This window comes from Xylocopilactobacillus apicola (assembly GCF_033095985.1).
GTDB classification, from domain to species: domain Bacteria; phylum Bacillota; class Bacilli; order Lactobacillales; family Lactobacillaceae; genus Xylocopilactobacillus; species Xylocopilactobacillus apicola.
Genome location: NZ_AP026802.1, coordinates 2,131,712 through 2,156,086 on the forward strand (window position 1 = coordinate 2,131,712; position 24,375 = coordinate 2,156,086).

Annotated in this window: 26 protein-coding genes; 5 read left to right on the plus strand and 21 right to left on the minus strand. The window is 41.5% G+C overall.

The features are described 5' to 3' along the window. Window positions 1–2: 2 nt before the first annotated feature. A complete protein-coding gene (locus R8495_RS10560; RefSeq protein ID WP_317635418.1) occupies window positions 3–848 on the minus strand; it encodes a metal ABC transporter permease in 846 nt (281 codons plus the stop codon). A gap of 12 nt (window positions 849–860) precedes the next feature. Further along, window positions 861–1,568 carry a metal ABC transporter ATP-binding protein gene (locus R8495_RS10565; RefSeq protein ID WP_317635419.1) on the minus strand — a complete coding sequence of 236 codons (708 nt, stop codon included), beginning with the start codon at window positions 1,566–1,568 and terminating at the stop codon, window positions 861–863. A 396-nt stretch (window positions 1,569–1,964) separates the two neighbouring features. Between R8495_RS10565 and R8495_RS10570 the strand changes: the two genes are divergently transcribed. Continuing rightward, window positions 1,965–2,618: a hypothetical protein gene (locus R8495_RS10570; RefSeq protein WP_317635420.1), complete on the plus strand. Its 654-nt coding sequence runs from the start codon at window positions 1,965–1,967 to the stop codon at window positions 2,616–2,618. A gap of 164 nt (window positions 2,619–2,782) precedes the next feature. On the opposite strand, the gene R8495_RS10575 is transcribed toward R8495_RS10570, so the two are convergent. The 17 genes from R8495_RS10575 to R8495_RS10655 all read right to left on the minus strand — a co-directional run bounded on the left by R8495_RS10575 (window position 2,783) and on the right by R8495_RS10655 (window position 18,142). Continuing rightward, on the minus strand, window positions 2,783–3,124 hold the full coding sequence (locus tag R8495_RS10575; protein WP_317635421.1) for a type III toxin-antitoxin system ToxN/AbiQ family toxin: 342 nt from the start codon (window positions 3,122–3,124) through the stop codon (window positions 2,783–2,785). Between the two features lie 120 nt (window positions 3,125–3,244). Further along, the gene (locus tag R8495_RS10580; RefSeq protein ID WP_317635422.1) at window positions 3,245–4,483 is read right to left on the minus strand and encodes an ABC transporter permease; all 1,239 of its coding nucleotides are present in this window, start codon (window positions 4,481–4,483) and stop codon (window positions 3,245–3,247) included. Beyond that, window positions 4,470–5,159 carry an ABC transporter ATP-binding protein gene (locus tag R8495_RS10585; protein WP_317635423.1) on the minus strand — a complete coding sequence of 230 codons (690 nt, stop codon included), beginning with the start codon at window positions 5,157–5,159 and terminating at the stop codon, window positions 4,470–4,472. The genes R8495_RS10580 and R8495_RS10585 overlap by 14 nt, the downstream gene beginning before the upstream one ends. Then, window positions 5,152–6,192 (minus strand): efflux RND transporter periplasmic adaptor subunit, encoded by a 1,041-nt coding sequence (locus tag R8495_RS10590; RefSeq protein WP_317635424.1) that lies wholly within the window; start codon window positions 6,190–6,192, stop codon window positions 5,152–5,154. The genes R8495_RS10585 and R8495_RS10590 overlap by 8 nt, the downstream gene beginning before the upstream one ends. 7 nt (window positions 6,193–6,199) lie before the next feature. Further along, the gene (locus R8495_RS10595; protein ID WP_317635425.1) at window positions 6,200–6,688 is read right to left on the minus strand and encodes a cupin domain-containing protein; all 489 of its coding nucleotides are present in this window, start codon (window positions 6,686–6,688) and stop codon (window positions 6,200–6,202) included. A gap of 78 nt (window positions 6,689–6,766) precedes the next feature. Next, on the minus strand, window positions 6,767–7,708 hold the full coding sequence (locus R8495_RS10600) for an anti sigma factor C-terminal domain-containing protein (RefSeq protein ID WP_317635426.1): 942 nt from the start codon (window positions 7,706–7,708) through the stop codon (window positions 6,767–6,769). Continuing rightward, entirely contained in the window at window positions 7,701–8,189 is a 489-nt protein-coding gene (locus tag R8495_RS10605; protein WP_317635427.1) for an RNA polymerase sigma factor, read from the minus strand. Before R8495_RS10605 ends, R8495_RS10600 begins: the two co-directional genes overlap by 8 nt. An 84-nt stretch (window positions 8,190–8,273) precedes the next feature. Continuing rightward, window positions 8,274–10,637 carry a phosphoketolase family protein gene (locus R8495_RS10610; RefSeq protein WP_317635428.1) on the minus strand — a complete coding sequence of 788 codons (2,364 nt, stop codon included), beginning with the start codon at window positions 10,635–10,637 and terminating at the stop codon, window positions 8,274–8,276. 90 nt (window positions 10,638–10,727) lie between these two features. Further along, window positions 10,728–11,453, minus strand: a complete 726-nt coding sequence (locus R8495_RS10615; RefSeq protein ID WP_317635429.1) for a GntR family transcriptional regulator — start codon at window positions 11,451–11,453, stop codon at window positions 10,728–10,730. A gap of 89 nt (window positions 11,454–11,542) precedes the next feature. Further along, a complete protein-coding gene (locus tag R8495_RS10620; protein WP_317635430.1) occupies window positions 11,543–12,361 on the minus strand; it encodes a MetQ/NlpA family ABC transporter substrate-binding protein in 819 nt (272 codons plus the stop codon). Between the two features lie 14 nt (window positions 12,362–12,375). Then, on the minus strand, window positions 12,376–13,029 hold the full coding sequence (locus tag R8495_RS10625; RefSeq protein ID WP_317635431.1) for a methionine ABC transporter permease: 654 nt from the start codon (window positions 13,027–13,029) through the stop codon (window positions 12,376–12,378). Between the two features lies 1 nt (window position 13,030). After that, the gene (locus tag R8495_RS10630) at window positions 13,031–13,936 is read right to left on the minus strand and encodes a methionine ABC transporter ATP-binding protein (protein WP_317635432.1); all 906 of its coding nucleotides are present in this window, start codon (window positions 13,934–13,936) and stop codon (window positions 13,031–13,033) included. A 58-nt stretch (window positions 13,937–13,994) separates the two neighbouring features. Further along, on the minus strand, window positions 13,995–14,828 hold the full coding sequence (locus R8495_RS10635; RefSeq protein WP_317635433.1) for a MetQ/NlpA family ABC transporter substrate-binding protein: 834 nt from the start codon (window positions 14,826–14,828) through the stop codon (window positions 13,995–13,997). Window positions 14,829–14,839: 11 nt separating this feature from the next. Continuing rightward, window positions 14,840–15,061 (minus strand): sulfurtransferase TusA family protein, encoded by a 222-nt coding sequence (locus tag R8495_RS10640; RefSeq protein WP_317635434.1) that lies wholly within the window; start codon window positions 15,059–15,061, stop codon window positions 14,840–14,842. 12 nt (window positions 15,062–15,073) lie between these two features. Then, entirely contained in the window at window positions 15,074–16,144 is a 1,071-nt protein-coding gene (locus R8495_RS10645) for a sulfurtransferase (protein WP_317635435.1), read from the minus strand. Then, the gene (locus tag R8495_RS10650; RefSeq protein ID WP_317635436.1) at window positions 16,141–17,181 is read right to left on the minus strand and encodes a YeeE/YedE family protein; all 1,041 of its coding nucleotides are present in this window, start codon (window positions 17,179–17,181) and stop codon (window positions 16,141–16,143) included. Before R8495_RS10650 ends, R8495_RS10645 begins: the two co-directional genes overlap by 4 nt. A gap of 214 nt (window positions 17,182–17,395) precedes the next feature. Further along, window positions 17,396–18,142 (minus strand): tyrosine-protein phosphatase, encoded by a 747-nt coding sequence (locus R8495_RS10655; RefSeq protein ID WP_317635437.1) that lies wholly within the window; start codon window positions 18,140–18,142, stop codon window positions 17,396–17,398. A 147-nt stretch (window positions 18,143–18,289) separates the two neighbouring features. Between R8495_RS10655 and R8495_RS10660 the strand changes: the two genes are divergently transcribed. Continuing rightward, complete coding sequence (locus R8495_RS10660; protein WP_317635438.1) at window positions 18,290–19,627, plus strand: PTS sugar transporter subunit IIC; 1,338 nt, start codon at window positions 18,290–18,292, stop codon at window positions 19,625–19,627. 17 nt (window positions 19,628–19,644) lie between these two features. Then, window positions 19,645–20,574, plus strand: coding sequence for a DUF7916 family protein (locus R8495_RS10665; protein WP_317635439.1), 930 nt, complete (start codon window positions 19,645–19,647; stop codon window positions 20,572–20,574). Window positions 20,575–20,601: 27 nt separating this feature from the next. On the opposite strand, the gene R8495_RS10670 is transcribed toward R8495_RS10665, so the two are convergent. Both R8495_RS10670 and R8495_RS10675 read right to left on the minus strand, forming a co-directional pair. Beyond that, window positions 20,602–21,270, minus strand: a complete 669-nt coding sequence (locus R8495_RS10670) for an MgtC/SapB family protein (RefSeq protein WP_317635440.1) — start codon at window positions 21,268–21,270, stop codon at window positions 20,602–20,604. A 419-nt stretch (window positions 21,271–21,689) separates the two neighbouring features. Continuing rightward, window positions 21,690–22,544, minus strand: coding sequence for a LysR family transcriptional regulator (locus R8495_RS10675; RefSeq protein WP_317635441.1), 855 nt, complete (start codon window positions 22,542–22,544; stop codon window positions 21,690–21,692). A 99-nt stretch (window positions 22,545–22,643) separates the two neighbouring features. Here R8495_RS10675 and R8495_RS10680 point away from each other — a divergent pair, with 99 nt between their 5' ends. Both R8495_RS10680 and R8495_RS10685 read left to right on the plus strand, forming a co-directional pair. Next, window positions 22,644–23,513: an aldo/keto reductase gene (locus tag R8495_RS10680; RefSeq protein WP_317635442.1), complete on the plus strand. Its 870-nt coding sequence runs from the start codon at window positions 22,644–22,646 to the stop codon at window positions 23,511–23,513. Next, a complete protein-coding gene (locus R8495_RS10685) occupies window positions 23,513–24,367 on the plus strand; it encodes an aldo/keto reductase (protein ID WP_317635443.1) in 855 nt (284 codons plus the stop codon). Before R8495_RS10680 ends, R8495_RS10685 begins: the two co-directional genes overlap by 1 nt. Window positions 24,368–24,375: the final 8 nt, after the last annotated feature.

Here is a 24,375-nt window from a genome sequence, read left to right on the forward strand (position 1 = left end):
TTTCATGCTGTTTTCTTACCCTTTCTATTAAAGAAGTTCTGTTTCGGTGAAATGAGAAAACTAATTGCGAAGATGACCGCTGAGGTCAAGACGATGCTAGAGCCGGCTGCAATATTGAAACTGTAGCCAATAAATAAACCTAAGACCGAGGAAAACGCGCCCAAAAGTGACGATATGAAGATCATTGTTTTCAAACTATTGGCGTATAAATAAGCGGTGGCCGCTGGGGTGATCAGCATTGCCACGATTAAGATGGTCCCCACGCTCTGCATCGCAGTTACTGCGACCAAAGTTAACAAGATCATCAGCAAATAATGATAAAAGTTAACTTTCATGCCCATAGATTTTGCCATAATTGGGTCAAATGACGTGATCAGCAATTCCTTAAAAAATAAAATTATGATTAAAATGACAACTGCTGAAACTCCCAGGGTAATCCATTTATCGATGTCTTGCACGGCCAAAATATTCCCAAATAAAATGTGAAACAAATCAGTTGAGCTGTTCGCCACGCCAATTAAAATGACCCCTAAAGCCAGAAATGAGCTGAAGGTAATCCCGATCGCCGTATCTCCTTTAACGATGCTATTATTTTGAATGAACGTGATGAGCACGGAAGCTAGCAGCCCGAATAAAATGGCTCCAATGAAAAAATTTATGCCCATAATGTAAGAAATGGCAACTCCTGGCAAAACCGCGTGAGAAATCGCGTCTCCCATCAAAGACATCCCTCGCAAAATAATAAAACAACCGACGGCGCCTGAAACAACTCCAATAACTACTGCGGTAACGAGTGCATTTTGTAAGAAATGAAATTCTGACAATCCATTAATAAAATTCTGAATCATATTATTGCCCCCTTAAACAAAAATACTGTCGCCATAAGCGGCCTTGAGATTCGTTTCATCAAAGACCGCATCAACTGGACCATTGGCAATTAAGCGCTGATTTAAAATGATCAGTTGATCGAAATACTGTCTGACCTTGCTTAAATCATGATGCACAATCAAAATGGTCTTGCCCTGGGCTTTCAAATCAAGTAAGGCATCCATAATAATCTTTTCACTAACTGAATCGATTCCAACAAATGGTTCATCTAAGAAGATATAATCTGCCTCTTGCGCTAAACACCTCGCTAGCAGCACTCGCTGAAACTGTCCACCTGACAACTCACCAATTTGACGTTCAGCATAATCCGCTAGGTTGACTTTTTCCAAAGCTGCCGTCACTTTTTCCCATTCTTTACGTGTTGTTTTCTGAAAAATTTTCATCTGAGCATAAGTGCCCAACGAAACACATTCGCGTACTTTGATCGGAAAAGTACTGTCAATATCAGTTTTTTGTTCGACGTAGGCAATATCTCTCAAACTTTCTTTACTGTTTTTGCCGTTAATTAAAGCCTCTCCCTGATGCGGGATAATATTCAAAATTGATTTAAGTAAGGTCGACTTACCCGCGCCGTTGGGGCCGATGATGCCAGTGATAGCCTGGTCTGCTACGGAAAGCGAGATATCATCCAACGCCACAACGTCATTGTAATAAACCTTAATATGTTTAATTTCTAACATTCTGTCCTCCTTTTACTTGTCAACGAGCTTTCACCAGCTAATCTTCGTTTGTAAAATTTGGACTCCTTTTACTTCTTCTAGACTATAAAATTCTTGGCTGAAATTTATATTCTAGAGGACGAAAATATTTTAATTTCCTCCTTTCAATCGTTCTATGCTGATAAAAAAAGCTCGTTAACTGACAAAGGCACCCCTAAGCGAAGTGCCTTTGTCAAATAACAAGCTACTAAAGAAGTCTTTGCGTTGTTCTGATTTACGAATATTTTCCCCATCGATTTTGATCCCTTCTTAATCGTGATCTGTTCCTAATAACAGGTTATCGGATTGTCCAACAAATTACAACCCCCAGCTTGAATTTTTCGCATAAGTTATTAAACTAATATTAAGGAGAAAATAATGGCGCGATTGTATTCAAATGACCGAACAGGGACTCATCACACTTATCAATTTTATAAAGATCGCAAAGACGATCCCCACTGGCGCGAATCGTATCTGGCAGTGCGTTCAATTCGAAGGTGGGAAAATATTTTGACCATGTTGATTATTGCAATTATCGCAGTTGTTTGTTATGCCCTTTTTAGTGACCGCCTGAGCCCTATCGTCAATCCATCTAAAGAGGAGCCATCAACACCCGATTTAGTCAAAAAAGCAATCATTGGTCATGGATTTCAAATCAGCGCGAAGCTTTTTGATGGCGAAGACGCTACTCAAGCCATGAACTCAGGGGTTGCGCCGCAAAATCTTTTTCACGACAGAACGAAGATTCTCTACTTCAAAGATGCAAATACTGTCACGGTTAAAGGGGTTCCGCGATATTTTTTCCCACACGACGAGAAATATGAGGTTTCCAATCAAGCGATCACAATCGACTGGGGCGAGAAGACGCCGATTCCTTTTTTGATCAAGAACAACCAGATTGAATTCCAGACTTGGACTTCTAGTTACGATAATCACACGGTCACATGGCAAATTGAGCCAAGAGACGACGTGCAGGAGCTCATCGAGGAAGGACTTAAAGCACAGGAAGAAGCAGACAATAGCCAAAATTAGTTTCTACCTCTTAAAATTTGCTAATTCTCGTTCTAATAATTTAAAATCATTACAAAACAAATCATAATAGTCATCTTTATCAATGGTTTTCTTACGATATACAGTCTCCGCCTTGTTAATAATCCTCTGATTTACTGATGGATCTGACAGAAAAATATACTCGTTTAGCAATAATATTCTTTAGGTGTCCCTTTACTCATAGTTATTTGAACTCGACTTAATTCGCTCAAGGGAACCGGAAGCATGTTATTTAGCAAGACATAACCCAATCGATTATTAAGATTCTCTTTTTCAAAGATTCTTATAATTATTCGATTTCGTTTTTTCATTTTGAGTTCTTTTTTGGCACTGTAGCTTGACAACGGGGCATAGTAATTAAACTTGCCTTGCTTAATAACGATGCCGCAATAATCCCGATCACCTAGGTAATTTTCCTGAAGAGCTACTTTTGGTTCGATCTTATGCGCATACGAAATGTATTCATCAGAAATCGTATATAAATTCAATCCACACCTCTTTTATAAAAAAAAAGAGTGTCACCACTCCTTTTAATCTTTTACAAGCCCAACTGTGGTATGGGGACACCCTTTTTACATACTTATTATATCATTTTTGAGATATTTAATCTAGCGAAGAATCTCAATTAAGTTCTTCCTGCTGGCGGTCTTTGCGGGCAGAATCCCGAAGATCAAGCCAATAATCGTTGAAGTCCCAAATGCCAATAAGAACGTCGAGAGCGTCACGGTCGCTTTAAACGGCAAGAACGACGAGATCGCCTGGGCCAGCCCAATTCCTGCAAGATAGCCGATCACACCCCCTGTCAAAGTTAAAGCAATTGCTTCAATCAAAAACTGCCACAGAATCTGGCGTTGGTTTGCTCCCACCGCCATCCGGATCCCGATTTCCTGAGTCCGCTCACTAACCGAAATATACATCATATTCATAACTCCGATGCCAGCGATGAAAAGAGAGATTCCAGCAATTGCCACAACAAACAAAGTAATCATCTGGATGGTATCACTGATACCTTTGAGCATTTCAGACATATCCATATACTCATAACTGCCACTATTATGCTGTGAACCCTTAGAATTAAGGTGTTCAGCAATCTTCTTCGTTTCCTTAGATACATCTGCCCCTTTAACAAAAGTTATTTTCATGGTGTTCTTCGGCACAATTCCGCTATTATTCATATAAACTTGGCGCGGCACGGCAATTTGATATTGCTGATACTCACCGTGAGTGGCATCATCTCTAATTATCCCAACGATCGTGTAATTAATCCCGTTTAGCTCAATCCCTGCGTTGAGGGCATTATTGATCGTCCGATAAGCTTTCTTAGCTGTGTACTGATCCACCAAGGCCACTGGATTGTTGGCCAAAATATCGGATTTGCTGATTCCACGTCCTGCAACCAGATGATCGTGATTAGCCTTTTTAGTTAAATAAACATGAAAACTTTCACTTTTGCTATTGATGTTGCCTTGGCTATTGATAAACCCGTCATCATCAGATTGGAGCTTCACTTTGGCGACTTTCGGATTTTCTTCAGCCTTACTAACATCGTTGTCATTGAAACCCGATACTTTCGAATTGGAACTCGGAGCAGGGAGCATCATTCCGTCTGAGGTCACTCCGCCGCCCCCGCCGTCTTCATTAGACATGAAGCGGATCTCTGATGACTGCTGACCAGAGCTATCGGCCTGCAAGCTTTTGAGCGTTTCAACTCTAACGCCATCACCCAATGACAAAATCGTGATTACCGCAGCAATTCCGATCACAATTCCAAGCATCGTCAAAATGCTTCGCCGCTTATTTGACCACAAGGAGCGCAGAGCACTAACAAATAATTCACGAATTCGCATGTTCCACCTCCGAATCGCTTTGAATTCGACCATCTAAAATTTTGACCAGTCTATTAGCTTGATTAGCGACTTTCTCGTCGTGAGTTACCATGATTACAGTCGTCCCACTTTGATTTAATTCTTTAAAAAGTTTCATAATTTCTTTGGAAGTTGCTGAATCAAGCGCACCCGTTGGTTCATCTGCCACCAAAAAACTCGGCTTCGAAACGATCGCACGCGCAATTGCTACTCTTTGCTGTTGACCACCGGAAAGATTTTTCGGCATTTTGCGATAACTACCTTCAAGGCCCACTTGGTCTAAGACCTCGTTTACCCGCGCCATAATATCGCGTCTTTTAGCTCCGGAATAAAGCAGCGGCAATCCAACATTTTCGCCCACATTCTGATTATTAATCAGCTTAAAATTCTGGAACACAAATCCCACGGAGCGATTACGCAATTTAGCATGCTCACGCCGGTTTAAATTGCTGACAACTACGTTATCAAAGGTGTATTTGCCTTCGAATTTTTGATCTAAAAAACCGATAATATCAATTAAAGTCGACTTGCCAGAACCCGACGGACCCATAATCGCCACAAATTCACCTTGAGCAATCTTTAGATTGATATCGAAGAGAACTTGATAATTTTCGCTTCCTTGCTTATAGGTTTTATTAACTGACGACAAATTAATCATTCACATTCTCGCCATCTTTTAATTTGTCATCTGGGTTTGCTACAATAACTTCGCCCTTAGCAACACCTGAATTCACCAGAAAAACATCGCCTGATTTGCTCACATCAGCCTTGATTTTGCGTGCTTTGCCATGAACGACTTTAAAGATGGAGCCATTGTGAACTGCACTTTCTGGAATCTTTAAGCCTTTTTGGGCGATCTTCAATTTAACACTTTGTCCGTACAAAAATTCATCGTTCACATCAGCGGAAAATGAATAATATGCGGTTCCTTTTCCTTGGTTACTTGGAACCTGATTGATTTTAGTAATTGTGGTTTTCTGACTTGGTGAGCCGTCAACACCCGTAATTTCAATCGAATCACCAACGTGAACCTTCGGATAATCATACTCAGAAACGCTTGCCTGCAGCACTTTTTGCTTCGAATTCATCGTGATCGCTGGTACTCCGTCTTTGGAATTATTATCAACTGAAACAATTCCGTCAAACGGTGCATTCAAATTAGCATGCAATTTATTCTGGAGCTCCGTTAGCTTACTATTTTCTTCATTCAAATCGGTGTTAGCGTCATTCACGTCTTGCTGCGCCTTGCTCACCGCATCTTTAAGGCTTGGTTTACTCTCTTCGTCAGCTTGGTTATAGCTTTGCTGCGCACTCTTTAAAGCGTTATTGGCACTAGTCACCATCCGGTTAGCTTTAGCTACTACACTTTTTTGATTATTAATATTATCTTGCACCGAAGTATCAGTCACCGTAAGCAACACCGTGCCGTTAGTAACTTCCTGACCGTCTTTAACATTTAACTGGTCTAATTTGCCATTAGGCGACATCAACGCTTGGGTTTTGCCAGCGACAATTTTGCCACTCATCGAAAGATCTGGAACGTTTGTCACTTTGTAGGTCTCATATCCTGACTGCTCCATCATTTTCGCTTCCATCGCCTTACTGCGATTCATGCGGTTAATGCCAACAAACGCAATTACTGCCACCGCAACAACTATAGCACTGATAATTAAAACTTTTTTCTTTTTCATAATTCTCCTAAGATACCGCTAATCGGTCAATAATTTCTGTAAATTTCGGATATTTTTCTAATAGTGAAGATTTGTGCATCAATTCAAAGTCATGGTAATCAAATCCCGGCGAAACAACGCAGCTGACCAGACAAAACGAATCTGGCTGATTGACCTCAGAGGCAAAAATTGTCTCTTTTGGTACTTTAAACTGCATGACCTCTCCTGCAGACAGATTTTTGCCAAGTTTTACTGCGCTATAATCACCGTTTGGCGCGATGCAGTGAATTGTGATCGACGCCCCATCGTGGTAATACCACAGCTCATCATGGTTTAGACGATGGAAATGGGAACAACTTTGGTCGTCCAACAAGAAATAAATCGAAGTGTAATAATATCGATCGGCTTTACTACTCTCATCAAAAAACTTCTCATCACTATCATAAATCTGGCGAAACCAGCCCCCTTCTTGGTGGGGAGTTAGCGCTAAAGAGGAGATGTAATCTTCTTTGTGCATGGTAGAACTCCTTTATTTTATACTGTCTCTATTCTACCGTATTTTCATCCATAAAGAAATTGTCTGTTTTTTTACTGCTCAATATTTCGGCTCAATATAGGGTACGGTTTTGATCGTTGCGCCCACTGAACTTGCATAAATCCAAGATGCTCCAACCAAAGGCGCAAAGTTTTCGCTTTTGCCAGTAATAATTACGCCCGCAAATTTAGCTTTATCGATCGTCGGATATTTCTTGAAATAATTTTTTAAATAATCCGAATAAGAAAATGAATTGAATTCGCCAAGATTTACTTTCGGATTGGACTTGATCATCTCGACGCCATCTCGGTAATCTCCTTTTAAGCGGTTATGCCGATTCACCTGAAATCCTAGATATTGATTGTTGTATGCACACAACTCTTTTGAAGTTCCCATTCCAAACCAATACCAATTACCTTTGATCTTATCAGGGAGCTTACGATTAATCTCTTCGTAAGTTAGTGGCTCCTTAAAAGTCAGGGCGACTTCTGCGACGTAGCCTTTCATTTTTGCCACTTGACCAATCTCGTTAACTTTCTTCACCGGAAATATTCGACCCGGTTTTAATTTTGCATATTTATTGTAGAAAATAGGAATTTTCGTCTGCGTCTGTCGGTCGTACGCCTGATCGCCTGCAAAGTCGATCATATCTCCCATCAGTATTTCTTCACTCCAGAAGGTATATTTGCCTTCCTGTGGACTCCAAGGAATCCGGTAACCATCAATTTCTTTATAGCGGTGACTGATCAGCTTGCCCCCTGCAAAAGCTCCCGCCTCACTAATGTAGCGGTCACTAATTTCAATGTTAGGAGACATCAGCTGATATTCAATTTGCATTCTCCGATCGAGCCGATCATGTTGTCTTCTTGTTAAAGCAGCATCAATTTTATAGGCGAATAAAGCAACCAAAATTATGGTGCAAAAAACCATCACAAAGGTTAACAGCCATTTTTTGATTTTGATATTTCTAGCTAAACGGGCGAATTCTTGGTCTTCACTCATCAATATTATCTCCTGTCATTTTCTTAATTTTCTTACGGATTCGATATAAGCGCATTTTCACTGCAGCCATTGGGATTTTGAGCTCTTTAGCAAGCTCTTCATTCGTCTTTTGATCGAGATATTTCATTTTCAAAAGCTGGCGATTCTCTGCGCTCAATTGATTGAGTGCGTGCTCCAACTTCTCAGAATGATCACTCTCTTGAACCTCTGGGCGCGATAATTCTGGAATCAAATACTGCTCGACCAAGGCGTTTAATCGTTGATCTCGTCGATAAAGATCAATATATTTATTTCTAACCATCCGATAAAGGTAAGGACGCAATTGATCTGGCGGCAAAATAAGCTCCATTTCAAGAACTTTAACGAAAATATCTTGCACCACATCTTCAGCTAAATCAGGCTTCGCGCCTTTACTGATCAGATAGCGGCGTAATTCAATCATCAAATCTTTTAGCAGCTCTTCATACCGGTCTAATTTCAATGCTCCCTCCTACTTACAATCTACGAATGAACAAGCGAAAAGTAACGCAAAAAAATCCTCCATGACTAGAGGATTTTTCTACTATTATTTAAAGCCTTTGAACTTCCAGTTCTCGACTTCTGGCAAATCTTCACCAGTTTCTCGGATGTAATCGTGATGATTTTTAAGCGTCCGATCCATCTTCTGGCTGAAGTCTTGCGCTTTAGCGCCATAAACCAGCTCACTAGCGTGTTTAGCGATATGGAAGCGATCCATCGAATTAAGCACTCGCATATCAAACGGAGTTGTGATGTCGCCATTTTCGCGATATCCATGCGGATACATCTGGTGATTGTGGCGATCGAAGAAGATGTCGCGAATCAAGCCTTCATAGCCGTGGAAGGCAAAAATAATCGGCGTATCAGCGGTGAAAATCTCGTCAAATTCTTGATCACTTAAGCCGCGATCGTTTAGCTTCGGCGATTGAAGTTTCAACAAATCAACGACGTTAACGAAACGGATCTTCAAGTCAGGGAAGTTTTCGTGCAGCAGATCAATTGCTGCTAAAGATTCCATATTCGGTTCAGTTCCTGCTGCTGCCAGAACCAAATCTGGTTTTGCGCCTTGATCGTTACTAGCCCAGTCGATGACCTTCAAGCCGCGATCGACTAATTCTTCAGCTTCGGCCATTGAATAGAACTGCGGCCGTGGTTGTTTTGAAGCCACAATCAAGTTGATCACTTCTTCATCGTTTAAAACTCGATCGGCCAAAGCTAACAACGTATTAGTGTCAGCTGGCAGATATTCACGAATGTACTTCGATTTCTTCTCCGCCAAGTGCGTTAGAATACCTGGGTCTTGGTGAGTGTAGCCGTTATGATCTTGTTGAAAAGATGTTGAAGTTGAAATAACATTTAAAGCGGGATACTTCTTACGCCAAGCCTGCTCGTCAGCTTTCCGCAGCCATTTGAAGTGCTGGGTCAACATCGAATCAACAACTCGCAAGAATGCTTCGTAGCTCGCAAAAATTCCGTGGCGGCCCGTTAAAGTGTAACCTTCAAGCCAGCCCTCAGCTTGATGTTCTGACAACTGAGCATCAAGAATCCGGCCTGCTGGCGCTTCAAACTGATCATTTGGCTTTTTGACTGGCTCCATCCATTGCCGTTCAGTCACTTCAAAAATGTGATTGAGGCGGTTTGACATCGTTTCATCTGGACCAAAAATCCGAAAATCATGCGGATTCTTTTGAATTAAATCGCGCAGGTATTTGCCAAATTCAATCATATCTTGTGCATTGGTAGAACCTGGCTGATCAAATTTCAAAGCGTAATCCTTAAATTTCGGTAAATCGAGCGCTTTCGGATCAATTCCACCATTAGTAATTGGATTCATTGCCATGCGCTTATTACCTTTTGGCGTCAAAGCCTTAATCTCTGGCTTCAAAGCACCATTTTCGTCAAATAATTCTTCTGGATGATATGACTTAAGCCAATCAACCAAAGCGTCGGCATGTTCCATGTGATCGCGCGTGACCGGAATTGGAATCTGGTGCGCTCTAAATGAACCTTCGATTGGCTCGCCGTCCCACTCTTTTGGACCAGTCCAGCCTTTTGGCGCCCGGAAAATGATCATCGGCCAAACTGGCTCTTTAGCATCAGCAGCGGGATGTTGGCGTGCTTCATCTTGAATGGAGCGAATCTTCTCGATCGCTTGGTCCATTGCTTGTGCCATCACGGGATTGAGCTGATCTGGGTCGTCACCTTCAACGAAAATCGGCTCCCAACCGATGCCTTCGAAATATTTCTTTAAATCTTCGTTACTTTTACGCGATAAAATCGTCGGATTGGAGATTTTGAAACCATTCAAATTCAAAATTGGCAGGACTGCGCCATCATTGACTGGGTTAATGAAAGTATTAGAGAACCAAGAAGTCGCGAGCGGTCCGGTTTCAGCCTCACCGTCGCCCACAACTACTGCGCTAATCACGTCGGGATTGTCTAGAATTGCGCCAACACCATGGCTTATTGAATATCCTAACTCGCCGCCTTCGTGAATCGAGCCGGGAGTTTCTGGTGCAGCATGGCTCGCCACACCGCCAGGAAACGAAAACTGCTTGAACAATTTCTTAAGACCTGGAATATCTTCGGAAATTTCTGGATAAATCTCGCTATAGCTGCCGTCAAGGTAAGAATTCGAAACCATGACCTGCCCGCCATGACCTGGTCCCTCAACGTAAAACATATTTAAATCATATTTGTTAATAACGCGGTTGAGGTGCGTATAAATAAAATTCTGCCCCGCAATCGTGCCCCAGTGACCAATTGGATAGTACTTAACGTCACTAGACTGTAATTTATCTCTCAACAGCGGGTTGTCTTTTAAATACAATTGACCCACCGAAATATAATTGGCTGCGTTAAAATATTTTCTCATCAAGCTGAAATACTCTTGGCTACTATAATCTGTCATTAACTGACCTCCATAAATTAACTTCTACCATATTTATAACCTGTTTCGACCCTTCTTGTCAACCATTTTAAAAATTGGAGCGTACCAATTTTATTTATCCAAATCAACAAAAGTCGAAAAGTTGAGATAACGGTAGTGAAGCCGCATGCTTGAGTACTCAAATGGCGTCCCGTCATCCACAAAAAATATCCCTGCCATGATCCCAACGGGTTCAGTTGGTTTTAAATTCAACAATTCTTGATCATTTGGCGTCGAGGGCTCCGTGGTCAGATCCAAATAGGCCCGATTGATAATCATGTTTTTCTCATTTTCCAGATAATTAAACAGCGATTGCTCCAGTAAATTCTGCGACAGTTCGGGAAAAGCGCGCACCGGAATATAGCTCGTCTCAATTAAAATTGGCTTTTGATCGAGGCAGCGCAGCCGTTTAAAACTGTAGACAAAATCATCTTCGGTCAAAAATAGACTTTCTTTAATCTCACTATCGGGCTTGATCACATCTAAATTCAAGACTTTAATCGTTTGTTCTTTTCCGTTAGTCACAATTGAAGTTGTCAGTCCGACGTTGTCGCCAGTGTAATCCAGGGAAGTTTTGTTGCGAAGAAACAGCGGATTAATGAAATTGCCCGAGCCTTGCTTTTTGAAGATAATCCCTTGATCGGCAAGTAGCTGGATCGCCCGCTTAATGGAACTCCGGCTGACCTCAAAGCGCTCGGCTAAAGTCCGCTCATCCGGCAGCTTCATCGAACTGTACTTGTGGGCGCTGATATTGTTTCTAATGATATTTGCAATTGCAACGTAAATTGGCTTTGCCATAAATGATCTCCATCTATCTGGTTTTACTAGAGTCTACCCCCTAAATCTGCTTAAAGTCAAAAAAAGCAGATCATGTAACGATCTGCAAATTATTTTGGCATCACCCATTGGTGATCAGAATTGTGTTTCTTCATATAATCTTCGAACTCTTTAGATTGATAAGCTTTTTTGATTGCTTGAGCCCAGTCGGTATTGACGTTTTTCTTCTTGACTGCTGCGACAATCTGTAAGTCTTTTTGCAAATTTTCCTGCTGGATCAAATGAATTTTGTCCTGAATCTTAGCGCTATAAACGTTGCTGCCCGGAATTACTTCGAAATCTAAATCGGATAAGACCCGGGGAATTGTATCAGAATCCATTTCTTTAATTTCTAAATGACGGGGATTACTGGTAATGTCTTTTTTAGATAACTCGGTGCGTTTTACATCAGACTTGACCTTAATCCAGCCTGCATCAGCCAATATCGCATAAGCGCGGGCAGCGTTGCTGGGGTCTTGGGGAATCCCAACAGTCATCCCGTCTTTTAAATCCGACTTATTTCGATACTTCGAAGAATAAAGCGAGCACGGAACCGAAGGCGTCGTCACCAGCGGCACTAAATCCGTCTTCTTATCGCGATTGAAAATTTTCATGTAAGCCGTGTGTTGAGCAACATTTACGTCAATTGTGCCTTCGGCTAAAGCCGTGTTAGACTGCATAAACTGAGAAAAATTCACTCGTTTGATCTTGTAGCCATCTTTTTTTAAGATTGGTGCCACAGCCTTGTCGAAAAGTTCATTGTACTGATCGCTAGTCACGCCAATGACGATTTCATGCTTCTTTTCACTTGTCGTATTTTTGCTAGCACATCCTACACTTAAAACTGCCAACATCATCACGGCGCCAGCCAAAATTTTCTTTATTTTCATATTTTCTTTCCTTATTAATGTTTGATTTTGGTATAAATTGCATTGCCCACAAACTGCACAATATTGACGATAATTACTAACAGAACTACCGTCACAAAAATCAAGGGGGTGTTAAAGCGCTGATATCCTTGCGTAATCGCTAGATCGCCAATTCCGCCGCCGCCAATCGTTCCTGCCATGGAAGAGGAACTTATCAGGCCAATAATCACGTTGGTAATCGCCAAAACAAGCGCTGGTCGTGCTTCTGGCAAGATGAAGAACACGATGATCTGCAACTTATTAGCCCCCAAAGTTTTCGCGCATTCAACAATGATCGGGTCGACTTCTAAAATTGCTTGTTCAACTAGGCGCGACATAAACGGCACAATGTAGAGCACCAAAGGCACAATTGCTGCCGTTGTGCCAATCGAGTTGCCCACAATTAATCTGGTCAGCGGCAAAATTGCCACCAACAAAATAATAAATGGGATCGAACGCACAATATTAATGATTGTTTGCAAGATCGCGTAAACTGGGCGGTTAGGAATAATGCCGTCTTTTCGCGTCTCAGCTAACAAAACTCCTAGCGGAATCCCCAACAAAATCGCAAAAACCAGAGCAACTCCAATCATATAAAGCGACTCGTAAGATGCTTTAATAATTACTGCTGCTGAAATTCCATCTGTCATCTTAATAGATCCTTTCACGCCGGATACTCTCAACTTCCGACTCGTCATCATTCGTAACTAAATACATAGAAAAATAACGTTTACCTGCTAGTTCTAAGGTTTTACTGTCAAAAATATATCCTTGGTGAGGTGACTTTTGAAGTTTCAGATATTGAGCAAAGTCCATCAAAGCATAATCAAGATGCTCGCCTGCCGTTAGTTCACTTTGAGCTGGCCGCTGTGGATAAATGATGTCTTTTAGAAAATCTTTAACCGTCTGGGATTGGGGAAAAAGGAAAATATTTTCAATCGAATTACATTCCACAATTTTCCCTTTTTCAATAACCGCCACGAAATCACAGATTTCTCTGATTACTTCCATTTCATGGGTCACCAAAACGATCGTTGTCTTGAACTCCGCGTTAATTTTCTTCAAAAGATCTAAGACGACTTTTTTGGAACTAGGATCAAGCGCACTCGTGATTTCATCACACAACAAAATCGTCGGCCTCGTGATTAGTGCACGGGCAATCCCAACTCGCTGCTTCTGCCCGCCAGACAGCTCAGCCGGATAAGCCTGTGCCTTGTCATCAAGTCCGACATATTGCAACATCTCCTGAATTTTACTTCGATACTCTTCTTTAGGAATTGGGGTAAAACGCAAGGCCATTTCAACATTTTTGTAGACTGTTTTGGAACGCAATAACGCGTAGTTTTGAAAAATCATTCCAATCCGTGCATCACCAGGCAGTTCTACTTGTCCACTTGTTGGCTGCTCCAAGCCATTGATCAAGCGAATAAGAGTACTTTTGCCCGCACCACTTTGCCCAATAACGCCAAAAATCCGCTGTTCTGGAATTTCCAGCTCTATTTCATTTAAGACCATGTCATCGTTAAACTTCTTTGAAAGATGATCTAGTTTAATCAACCTGATTCTCCCTATTTTGATTGTGCTGCAAAAAAGATCGCCTTTGCGACCTTCTTGATTATTTCGGCATCACCCATTGATGATCCTCATTGTGTTTCTTCATATAATCCTTAAACTCTTTAGATTGATAAGCTCGTTTGATTGCTTTGGCCCAATCTTTGTTCTCGTTTTCTTTTCTAACAGCTGCCACAATTTCGAGATCCTTAGTCAACTTCTCTTGTTGGATCAGATGAATCTTCTTTTCGATTTTGGCGCTTTGAACCACGCTTCCTGGAATTACTTCAAAGTCTAAATCCGCCAAAACGTGAGGAATCGTATTTGAATCCATCTCTTTGATTACCAACTGGTGCGGATTTTCAGTAACGTCTTTGGCTGCTAATTCCGTTGATTTAACGTTTTTGTTAACCTTAATCCAGCCTGCGTCAGCCAACAGCGCATAAGCACGAGCTGCATTACTTGGATCTTGCGGAATCCCGATCGTCATCCCATTTTTCAAGTCCGACTTATGATAATACTTCGATGAATACAGCGAACAAGGAACCGAAGGCGTCGCCACTAACGGGACCAAATCAGTTTTCTTGTCCCGATTGAAAATCCGCATGTAAGCTGTGTGTTGTGCTACGTTAACGTCAATGTTGCCTTCACCCAAAGCCGTGTTAGACAGCATAAACTGGGAGAAATTAACTCGTTTGATCTTGTAGCCTTCTTTTTCCAAAATTGGCGCCACGGCCTTGTCAAACAAGTCATTGTACTGACCTCCCGTCACCCCCATCACAATCGTATGTTTCTTTTCTGGCTTGGTTGTGTCCTTTTTTTGATTGGCACAGCCGGTAGCTAAAAATAAAACTGACAAAAATGCCGCTATTGTTAGCCAAATTTTTCGATTTTTCATGATTTTTCCTCTTAACCTTTTTTGATTTTAATCAACCATCCATCATTGTGAAGTTGGTCAAAACTAATAATCTGATGTTGATGTTCCACACAATAAGCCGGAAGTGTTTCCACTGCTTCTGGACAAGTAAACTTAAGCTCAATGATTTCGCCTGATTCACTTTCTGATAAAGCATTTTGCAATTGGAGCACCGGAACTGGACAATCTTTACCACTTACATCTATTTTCTTCAATGTTAAACTCCATCAATAACTCATTTGTGGTTTAGTAATAATCTGGAAGGTCTTCTTATTAGCTGGATCTCCCTTTTGAACTGGAAACTCACTCGGATTTTTCTCGTGAGCTCGATCCCATTCGTACCAACCGCCGTCAAAAATCCGCGCCTTCTTATAGCCGTTGTCCTTTGCGATAAAGAACGCTGGGCAAGCGCGCCAACCGGTCCCACAATAAAAAGCAACTTCCTTACTCGGTGTAATTCCATTCTTGTTCCAGTATTTAAGCGTTTTCTCCGGATTTGTCATCGTCAAATCGCTATTCATCAAATAAGAAACATCACTACTTGTTTTACTTACTTTAGCGTATTTTGCACCTTTGACTTCACCGGTGTCTTTGATATAGCTGTAACCACTTATATTCCCGACGAATTCATCCCAACTTCGGGTGCTAGCAATCACTAATTTTGGATGGTCTTTTTCATATTTGACTAAATCGGCTGATGTACTGATCAAATCTTCCGGGTGAGCTGGCTTACTTCTGCCAAAATTTTTTTGAGCTTTTGGCTTTAACGTTCCCTTTTGAAGAGTTAACTTTTCGTTTTTCCAAGCATTTAAGCCGCCATCGACGATTTTCACATCCTTAACGCCCAACCAATAGGCCACAAAAGCAATTCGTGCCGAAGAGAGCGGATCTTCCGAATAAACCAACAAAGGCGTATCTTTGGTGACCCCTTTTTCCAAAAAAGCTTTCTTGCAAGAGTCGAAATCCAAAATATTCCAATCGTTCTCTTCAGTTTCCACTTCTAATGTATCCATTTGAACCGCTCGTGGTAAATGACCTTTAGCATAACTGGTCTTTTTCCCGTAAGATGTTTCCAACACAACTGCCTTCGGATTGTCTTTGATCTCTTTATAAGCATCATGAACGTCAATATAATAATGTGATTTTGTCGTTTTGACTAAACGATTTTTATTTGCCGCTGTGCTACTCGCAGGTTTCTCTGAGTTGCTGCCAGTTTTACAATCGGCTAAAACTTCCTGTCCCGCGCCTAAACTCACAAGCAAAATGGCAAACACTAAAAAGCAATTTCTTTTTTTCACAATTTTTTCTCCTTATTTTGCGGCCGCACATAAATTACATATGAACCGAGCCACAAACCAAATGTAATAAAAACGATATTAAGTAGCGATTCCGCTGAAAGCATCGCGCTTCCAACAATACCATTGGCTAAAATGCAGCCTTTGCCCATGACTGCACCAAACCCCATTAGAGCTCCGCCCGAAAACGATTTCATTAAATCATTGCCGGTATAATCTTTGAACGAAAACTCGCCGTTCAAAACTGTAAAAAGCAATGAACCTAGTACTAGCCCTGCCACAAACATTTCGCCCCAATCAAAGTGATGTGGGAAACTACTGAAGAAAATTTGCCACGACAATAACGGGCCTAACGTTGCAACGCTGCCGTACCTTCCAGTTTGATAACTAAAATAAAATCCAAATCCTGCAACTAGTCCTAAAATTCCCGCGGTCACAAAAGGATTCAACTTTTTTCTTAATAACGGTTTCTGATTACTCGCTGGCACGGGATAAACTGTCTTTTTTCCTTTTTGTTCGTGCCAAATGAAAACGACTAAAATTACTAAAAGCGGCGCAACAATCAACAATGGATTAAAATTTAGGCTTGCTCTAAAGTTATCGGTCACAACGATATTTTGCTGCATGAAATTATTAAGTGGCGACAACGGGCCTTGATTGGTTGCTAACGCAAATAAAACAAAGCCAAAAATCGAAACCAAGCCAGTTACTCTTCCATCGCCTAACTTTATTAGCGAAGTTGTCACGCAACCACTTGCTAGAGCTGCCCCAACTCCAAAGAACAAGCCACCGACGATCTCTGAACTCACCGAAAATACTTGCTGGTCCGGTATAGGAATCAATTTAAAAGTTAGCAAAAAGAAAAATATCGTACTAGTTGTCAAAACAATCAACAAAAACCAATATAATCCACTAATTTTCTTTGCTAAATATATATCACGCAAACTTGCTGACAAACAAAGACGGCTCCGTTTAAGAAAGAAACCAAAGATTAGTCCTAAGATCAGACCCGATATTAACACAAAATCCCCCCAAATCATCCACAAAAAGTAAGCGTTTTTGCATATCTGCCAAAAACGCTCCTATTTACTCATGTACATAAGCGCTCTTAGTATAACATATTTTCAAAATAAAAATCAGCCTATTACTTGCTAATCCTGAGATGATTTAAGATGATCGTGTCAAACGCGAAATTATTTTAATTTTGAAAATGATTAGCAGCAAATAAAAAAACCGGTCAACTTTCCGGTTTAATTAAACAAGATACAGACGCTGCATTTCTGATTTGAAATTCTCTGGCAGCTTAAGGCCTTCGGTGAAGTAATGATCGAAATCGCCGAAATTCTTTTTGACCATTTCAAAGTAACGTTCTAGATAGCCTGACCTAACCTTTAAGGCGACCTCGACTTCTTTTAATTCATCGGGAGTTAATTGGTCTCTTAATGACGCCAACATTTCCTCATTTGCAACTTTTCGCGCAGGATTGGTCTTTAAATAATCTTCAAAGATTTGCTCGTCGCTCACATCCAGTGCCTTAAAAATCAAAGCCGCACCAACACCAGTCCGATCTTTACCAGCGAAGCAGTGAAACGCCATCGGCACTGGATCATCAACAAGCGTCAGCAAAAATTGATGATAACTTTCTGTCGCCGACTTAGTCAAAGCTAACTCCTCGTAAGTCTGCAGCATATTGTCATCGACCTTACTATTTCCCGAAACAACTTCATCGACGCTTGCCTGATTAATTTTAGCGTCAGCTAAAACGTCAAGAATCACATAATCAACATCTTCCCATAGATCATCCGGGAATTCTTCACGTTCCTTTGGTCCGCGGAAATCAAAAACTCGCTTGATCTTTTTTTGTTTTTGTAAAAAATCAATTTGCTCAGCGTTTAAATCGTATAATTGTCCACAACGAAATAATAAATCATCTTTAACTTTTTGGCCGTTGGCGCTGACATAGCCTCCTAGTGAGCGCCAATTTGTAATTTCTGAACTCATGTTTCACCTCAATTTTCTATTTAAATGTAATTCTAGCTGAATTTCTGCTCCCTGCCAAATTTTGAGCAAAAACAAATATGCAACCGGTTGCATATTTAGCTTTGATCAGTTAGAATTCAAGTTAGCAAATGTTTATGGGGGAAGAAAATGCAACAAGATAACAAGAGCACCGAGAGCTTCATGGAACGCTATCTCATGCCAGTTGCCATTAAGTTATCGGGCGTGAAGGCTTTGATCGCGATGCGTGATGGGATTGCGTTGTCAATGCCATTAATTATGGCCGGATCATTTTTCATGATTATCGGCATTATTCCAATTACCAGTTGGACTAATTGGGTTCAGGCTTTCAAAATTAACGGTGTCGCTCTAAGTGACATCTTCAACAAAATCACTAACGGGTCGTTTGGCCTCTTGGGAATGCTAGGGTGTTTTGGAATTGCATCGAGTCTCGCTGAGCAGTATAAAACTGACGGTAAATCGGCGGGAGTCATTGCCATTTCTTCATTTTTCGTTGTCACACCTAGTGTTTTCACTGCTGGTAAAGAGCCGCTTGAAGGGATGCCTTACGGCTTCCTCGGATCAAAAGGTCTCTTCATTGCAATTATTATTGGATTGACGACCGGCTGGATTTTCCAATGGTTTATTAATCACAATATTCAAATCAAAATGCCGGAAACCGTTCCGCCCGCAGTGTCTCGCAGTTTTTCTGCTTTGATTCCCGGCGCTGTCATTATTGCAATTTGGGGAGCTATTTACGCAGGTTTACAATGGACTAATCTTGGTAACGTCCACGAGCTGCTACTTCACTTTTTACAAAAGCCACTTGGACTTTTAGGTGATACCATTGGCGGCACCTTAGCTGTTGTATTTCTAAATAGCGCTTTTTGGTTTGTTGGAATTCACGGCGGCAGTGTTGTTAATAATATCATTTCACCGATTTGGCTAATGAATACTGATGCAAACCGCGTATTGTATAAAGCTCATAACTTAGATCTCAGCCACGGTGGACACATTATCAGCTCGCCTTTCATAGATAACTTTGTCTTTATGGGCGGCGGTGGTGCCACGATTGGTTTAGTTTTGGGCATTGCCATTTTAGTATTCATGAGAAAATCTAGTAAACAATTAGAAGTACTCGCACCACTGACTATTGTACCCGGAATTTTTAACATTAATGAACCAACGATGTTTGGTTTACCAGTCGTTTTAAATGTCACACTTTTAATTCCATATATTCTTGCGCCGATGATTAATGTCGTCACCACTTATTTTGTGATGAAAATCGGCCTAGTGCCATTATGTGATGGCGCCGTAATTCCGTGGTCAACACCACCAATCATTTCCGGCTTTTTGGCAACGAATAGCATCAACGGATCCATTCTACAAATCGTCAACATCATCTTAGATATCCTAGTTTACCTGCCGTTCTTAATGACTTTAAATAAAACGCAACGGCTAGAAGAAGCTGGTAAACTAGAAGTATAAATTTAAAAGGAGCGAATATGGTAAAAAGATTAATTAGTGCGAACACTAGTGAAGTGCTCGCCATGAACGGCAGTGAGTTAAAACAAAGCATCAAGGCTTCGGAAGGTCGGACTGTAGTATCTGAAAACGTGGTAATTCACGAAAGTATCGATGGCTTGACCACCAGTGAAATGGCAGCAGCTTTTGGAGCTGATCTGATTTTGTTGAATGCCTTAGACGTTTTGAATCCTGTGATTTTGGGATTGTATGACGGCGAAGAGACTTTGCTTACCGCCAAAGCACATCACGATGGCAAAAGCATTAAGCGGCTTCAACAGCTCGTCGGTCGCCCAATTGGGGTTAACCTTGAACCAGTTGACCCGAATGCTTCGATGCTTGAAGACCGCCTGACGATTAGTGAGGGGCGAATGGCATCTCTTAAGACGCTTACTGAAGCCGAACGTTTAGGATTTAATTTCATTTGCCTAACTGGTAACCCTGGCACCGGCGTTACTAACGCTCAAATTGCCGCCAACATCAAAGTTGCCAAAGACGTCTTCTCTGGTTTAATTATTGCAGGTAAGATGCACGGAGCTGGAGTTAATGAACCAGTGGTTTCGCTTGAAGCGACGCAAAGTTTCTTAGATGCGGGAGCTGACGTGATTTTGGTTCCAGCAGTCGGCACAGTGCCAGAACTAGACGACCAAGAATTAAGGGAAATCGTCAAACTCGCTCATCAGCAAGGCGCCCTTGTAATGAGCACCATTGGAACTAGTCAAGAAGGATCGGGTGCGCGCTACATAGAAGAAATTGCGGTTCGCAACAAAATCATTGGTGTCGATATTCAGCACGTCGGTGATGCTGCTTGGAGCGTACAATCACCGTTTGAAAACATTTATGCGCTAAGTAAAGCAATTCGCGGAGAAAGGCACGCCATTCAAAGGATGGCTCGCTCAATTAACCGCTAAATCTTACCCCCGTTTGGGGGTATTTTTTTAGTCTTCGCGCTTGACCTCGATAACTTGAGGATTGCGGGAGATCTCCCACAGTACATCGTCAATGTTATAATTTTGATCTAAAACACCATCAATCTCTAAGTTAATGGTTTGATCGGTAATTTTGTGAACTTTAATTTCAGTCTTCTTAAATCCCTCTTGCTCTAATCCGCTACATACTTCATCTGAATCGATTTTTTCATTTTTCAAAATTAATTGGCAATGAAAATGCCGTTTGCGAAAAATATAATTCAATAAGAAATCTTGACGGACAACGTACTGGACCAAGATAATCAAAGCGGAAGACGCAATGCCCACAAAATACAAGCCAGCTCCAATTGCGAGTCCTACTGCTGCCGTTGCCCAAACACCCGCAGCGGTTGTTAATCCGTTGACGCCGCTACCGCGAATTAAAATCGTTCCGGCGCCAATAAAACTAATCCCGCTGATGACTTGAGCGGCAACCCGCGATGGGTCCAAAGCAACACCCGGATGCCCCAAAATATCGGCAAACCCGTATTTTGAAACAATCATCGTTAGTGCCGCCCCAATTGCTACAATAATGTGGGTTCGAATTCCAGCGCTTTTGAGCTTAATGGCACGCTCATAACCAATTAACGCGCCGCAACCAGCGGCTAGAATCACTCTTAATAACCATTCTACATTCATTCTACTAGCCTCCAATCTGGTCATAAGATATAAGAAAGTATTGTAGTCTTTTTGAGATCAAATGTTAAATCGCCAGAAAATATAGCTCGATCCAAATATTTTACCTTTTTCATCAAACTTTATTCACAATTAGCAGGTAATATAATAAGTGTAGAAATTAAAAAAACTCCTCCCTGAGTAACAATCTCTATACATCTTGTAAACATTGATTTTAAACGACCCAATGTCTCCTCTCATTGGGTTTTTTCTTTTGTAATATAATGAACGAAAAAGAAAGCGAGCAAACGCCAATTGAACAATTAATTACCATTAACTAACTATTTATATTATTTAAAGAGGTAGTTGTTGGTGCTTAATTTTGGGCGTTTTTTTGCACCCGAAAACCCTGACATCCGGCTTTTGCGGGAGGTCATCTCAAATCATTTATCTTTCGGCCAGTAATCACTCACTGCTTGAAGCACTGGCAGGACTCGTTTTTTATCTGTAATCAGATAATTGGCATACACTGGCATCTGAGCGCTATCATCACTAATTGGAATCGAATGCCGATTGTCATCCAAGCGATGTTTAGTCAGCGCCGAAAGATTGGTCGTAAAATAAGGGAGACTCGAATATTTGGTCAACTGCGCCAAGGCGACCTGCTCTTCTTGATACATAAAAGTCGCATCCGGGATCTGCTCTTGAATCAACGCACGCCAAGGTCCAATTGCTCGTAAAACGATAAAGCTCTGCCCTTTTAGTTCACTGAACGTGATTGACTGCTGATTGGCGCGATAAGAAAATTGATCTAAATTGACCAGCAGCCGCTCGGTGCCCACATACCGCGATTCAATTTGGTCAGTTAAAAGCTCTTGGTTTGAGAAAATCAGGCTAAACGCTCGCTCATTAAGCAACGTGCTAATTTGTTCATTACTTTGAAGATCAGTTGTCACTTCAACATTTAATTCCAATTTATCTAGTATGTTTTTGGGTCCTGGAATTGTCAGCCCGATTTTTAACATTTTTTCGGCCTGCGCGAAATTTTGCACCTGAGTTTTTAAATCTCTGTTGACCTTTAGCGCCGACTTAGCCAGTTCAACTGCAAATTCTCCCGTTTTAGTCAGCGTCAAACGATTGGGCTGGCGCTCAAATAACTTAACTCCTAATTCAGCTTCTAATCTCTGCATCCCGCGAGTCATCGACGGTTGCGTAATTCGCAATTTTTCGGCTGCTGCCGCCAGCGTCCCACTTTCTTCGAATGTTACAAGTTCTTCTAATAAGTTATTATCAATCATGTTCGTCCTCAATATAATTCAAAAGTATACTAGCATGTTTATTTAGCAATTTTCAAATTTATCGTCCTCCCCTAAAATACACTAAAAAAGGAGGCAAAAATGCAAATTCCAAAAATTAAACTTAATAATGGGCTTGAAATGCCCCAACTCGGATTTGGAGTTTTTCAAATTCCCGATCTAAAGGAAGCTGAACAAGCGGTGAGCTCAGCGCTTGAGGTGGGATACCGTTTAATCGATACCGCCGCAGCTTATCAAAATGAAGCAGGCGTGGGCGCCGCAATCAAAAAAAGCGGCATTGACCGTAAAGAAATTTTCGTAACCTCGAAACTATGGGTCTCAGATTTTTCCTATGAAAAAGCAAAACAAGGAATCGAAACTTCGCTTGAGAAACTCGGCCTAGATTATTTAGATCTTTACTTGCTGCACCAGCCCTACGGCGACACAATGGGTGCTTGGCGCGCGCTTGAAGAAGCGTATCATGAGCATAAAATTAGAGCAATTGGGGTATCGAATTTCTACGCTGATCAGCTGAAAAATCTAGAATTAACCATGAACGTTGCCCCAGCAGTTAACCAAATCGAAATTAATCCGTGGTTTCAACAAACCGATGAAGTCACATTTAATCAACAGGAAAACGTCGCTGTTGAGGCTTGGGCCCCATTTGCTGAAGGCAAACATGAGATCTTTACAAACGAAACGATTGCAAAAATCGGCGCTAAGTACGGCAAATCAAACGGCCAAATCATCATCCGGTGGCTTTTGCAACAAGGCATTGTTGTGATTCCAAAAACGGTCCACAAAAATCGGATGAAAGAAAACCTTGAAGTTTTTGATTTCACACTTAATGATGCTGAAATGTCCGTAATTGCGGGCCTTGATCGCAACGAAAGTCAATTTTTCGATCACCGTGACCCGGCAACGATTGAACAAATTTTTGGTAGCAGTTTAAAGCAAATAAGGAGTAAATAATGAATATCAAACTTAACGACGGCAACGAAATCCCCGCAATCGGTTTTGGCGTTTTCCAAATTCCCAACGATGGCTCAACCAAAAAAGCTGTCCTCGAAGCTTTGAAGCTCGGTTATCGCCACATTGATACGGCAGTTGCTTATTTCAACGAGGAAGAAGTTGGCCAAGCGATCAAAGAGAGCGGAGTTCCCCGCGAAGAAATCTGGATCACCAGCAAGCTTTGGCTACAAGATTATGCTTACGATGACGCCTTAAAAGCCATCGATCTATCTTTAAAAAAATTGGGGCTTCAATACCTCGATCTATATCTACTCCACCAGCCTTATGGCGACGTCCCGGCCGCTTGGCAGGCACTAGAGACGGCTAAGAAAGCTGGCAAAATCCGCTCCATTGGGGTTTCTAACTTTACGCCAAAAAGTTGGAAGAAATTTGTGCCCCAGTTTGAAACGATTCCAGCTATCGATCAAGTCGAATTTAATCCGTATTTCCAGCAAAAAGAATTACGTGAAATTCTTGCACCTGAAGATGTCAAAATTGAGGCCTGGGCCCCGCTTGGTCAAGGAAATCAAGAGTTAATTAACGATCCGTTAATCGATCAACTAGCTAACAAGTATGATAAAGACGCGGGCCAAATTATTTTGCGTTTTGAGCACCAAGAAGGAATAATTATTTTTCCGAAATCTGTCCATCCGGCAAGAATCAAGAGTAACCTCGACATCTTCGATTTCTCGCTAACAGAAGAAGAAATGCAGGCAATTAGAGCGCTTGATCGCGGTCACGGACAGCACGACCCGGATGCACCAGGCGTCGGCGAAATGCTTTTGGCAAATTTTGACGTCCACGCTAACGACTAAAAGTGGTA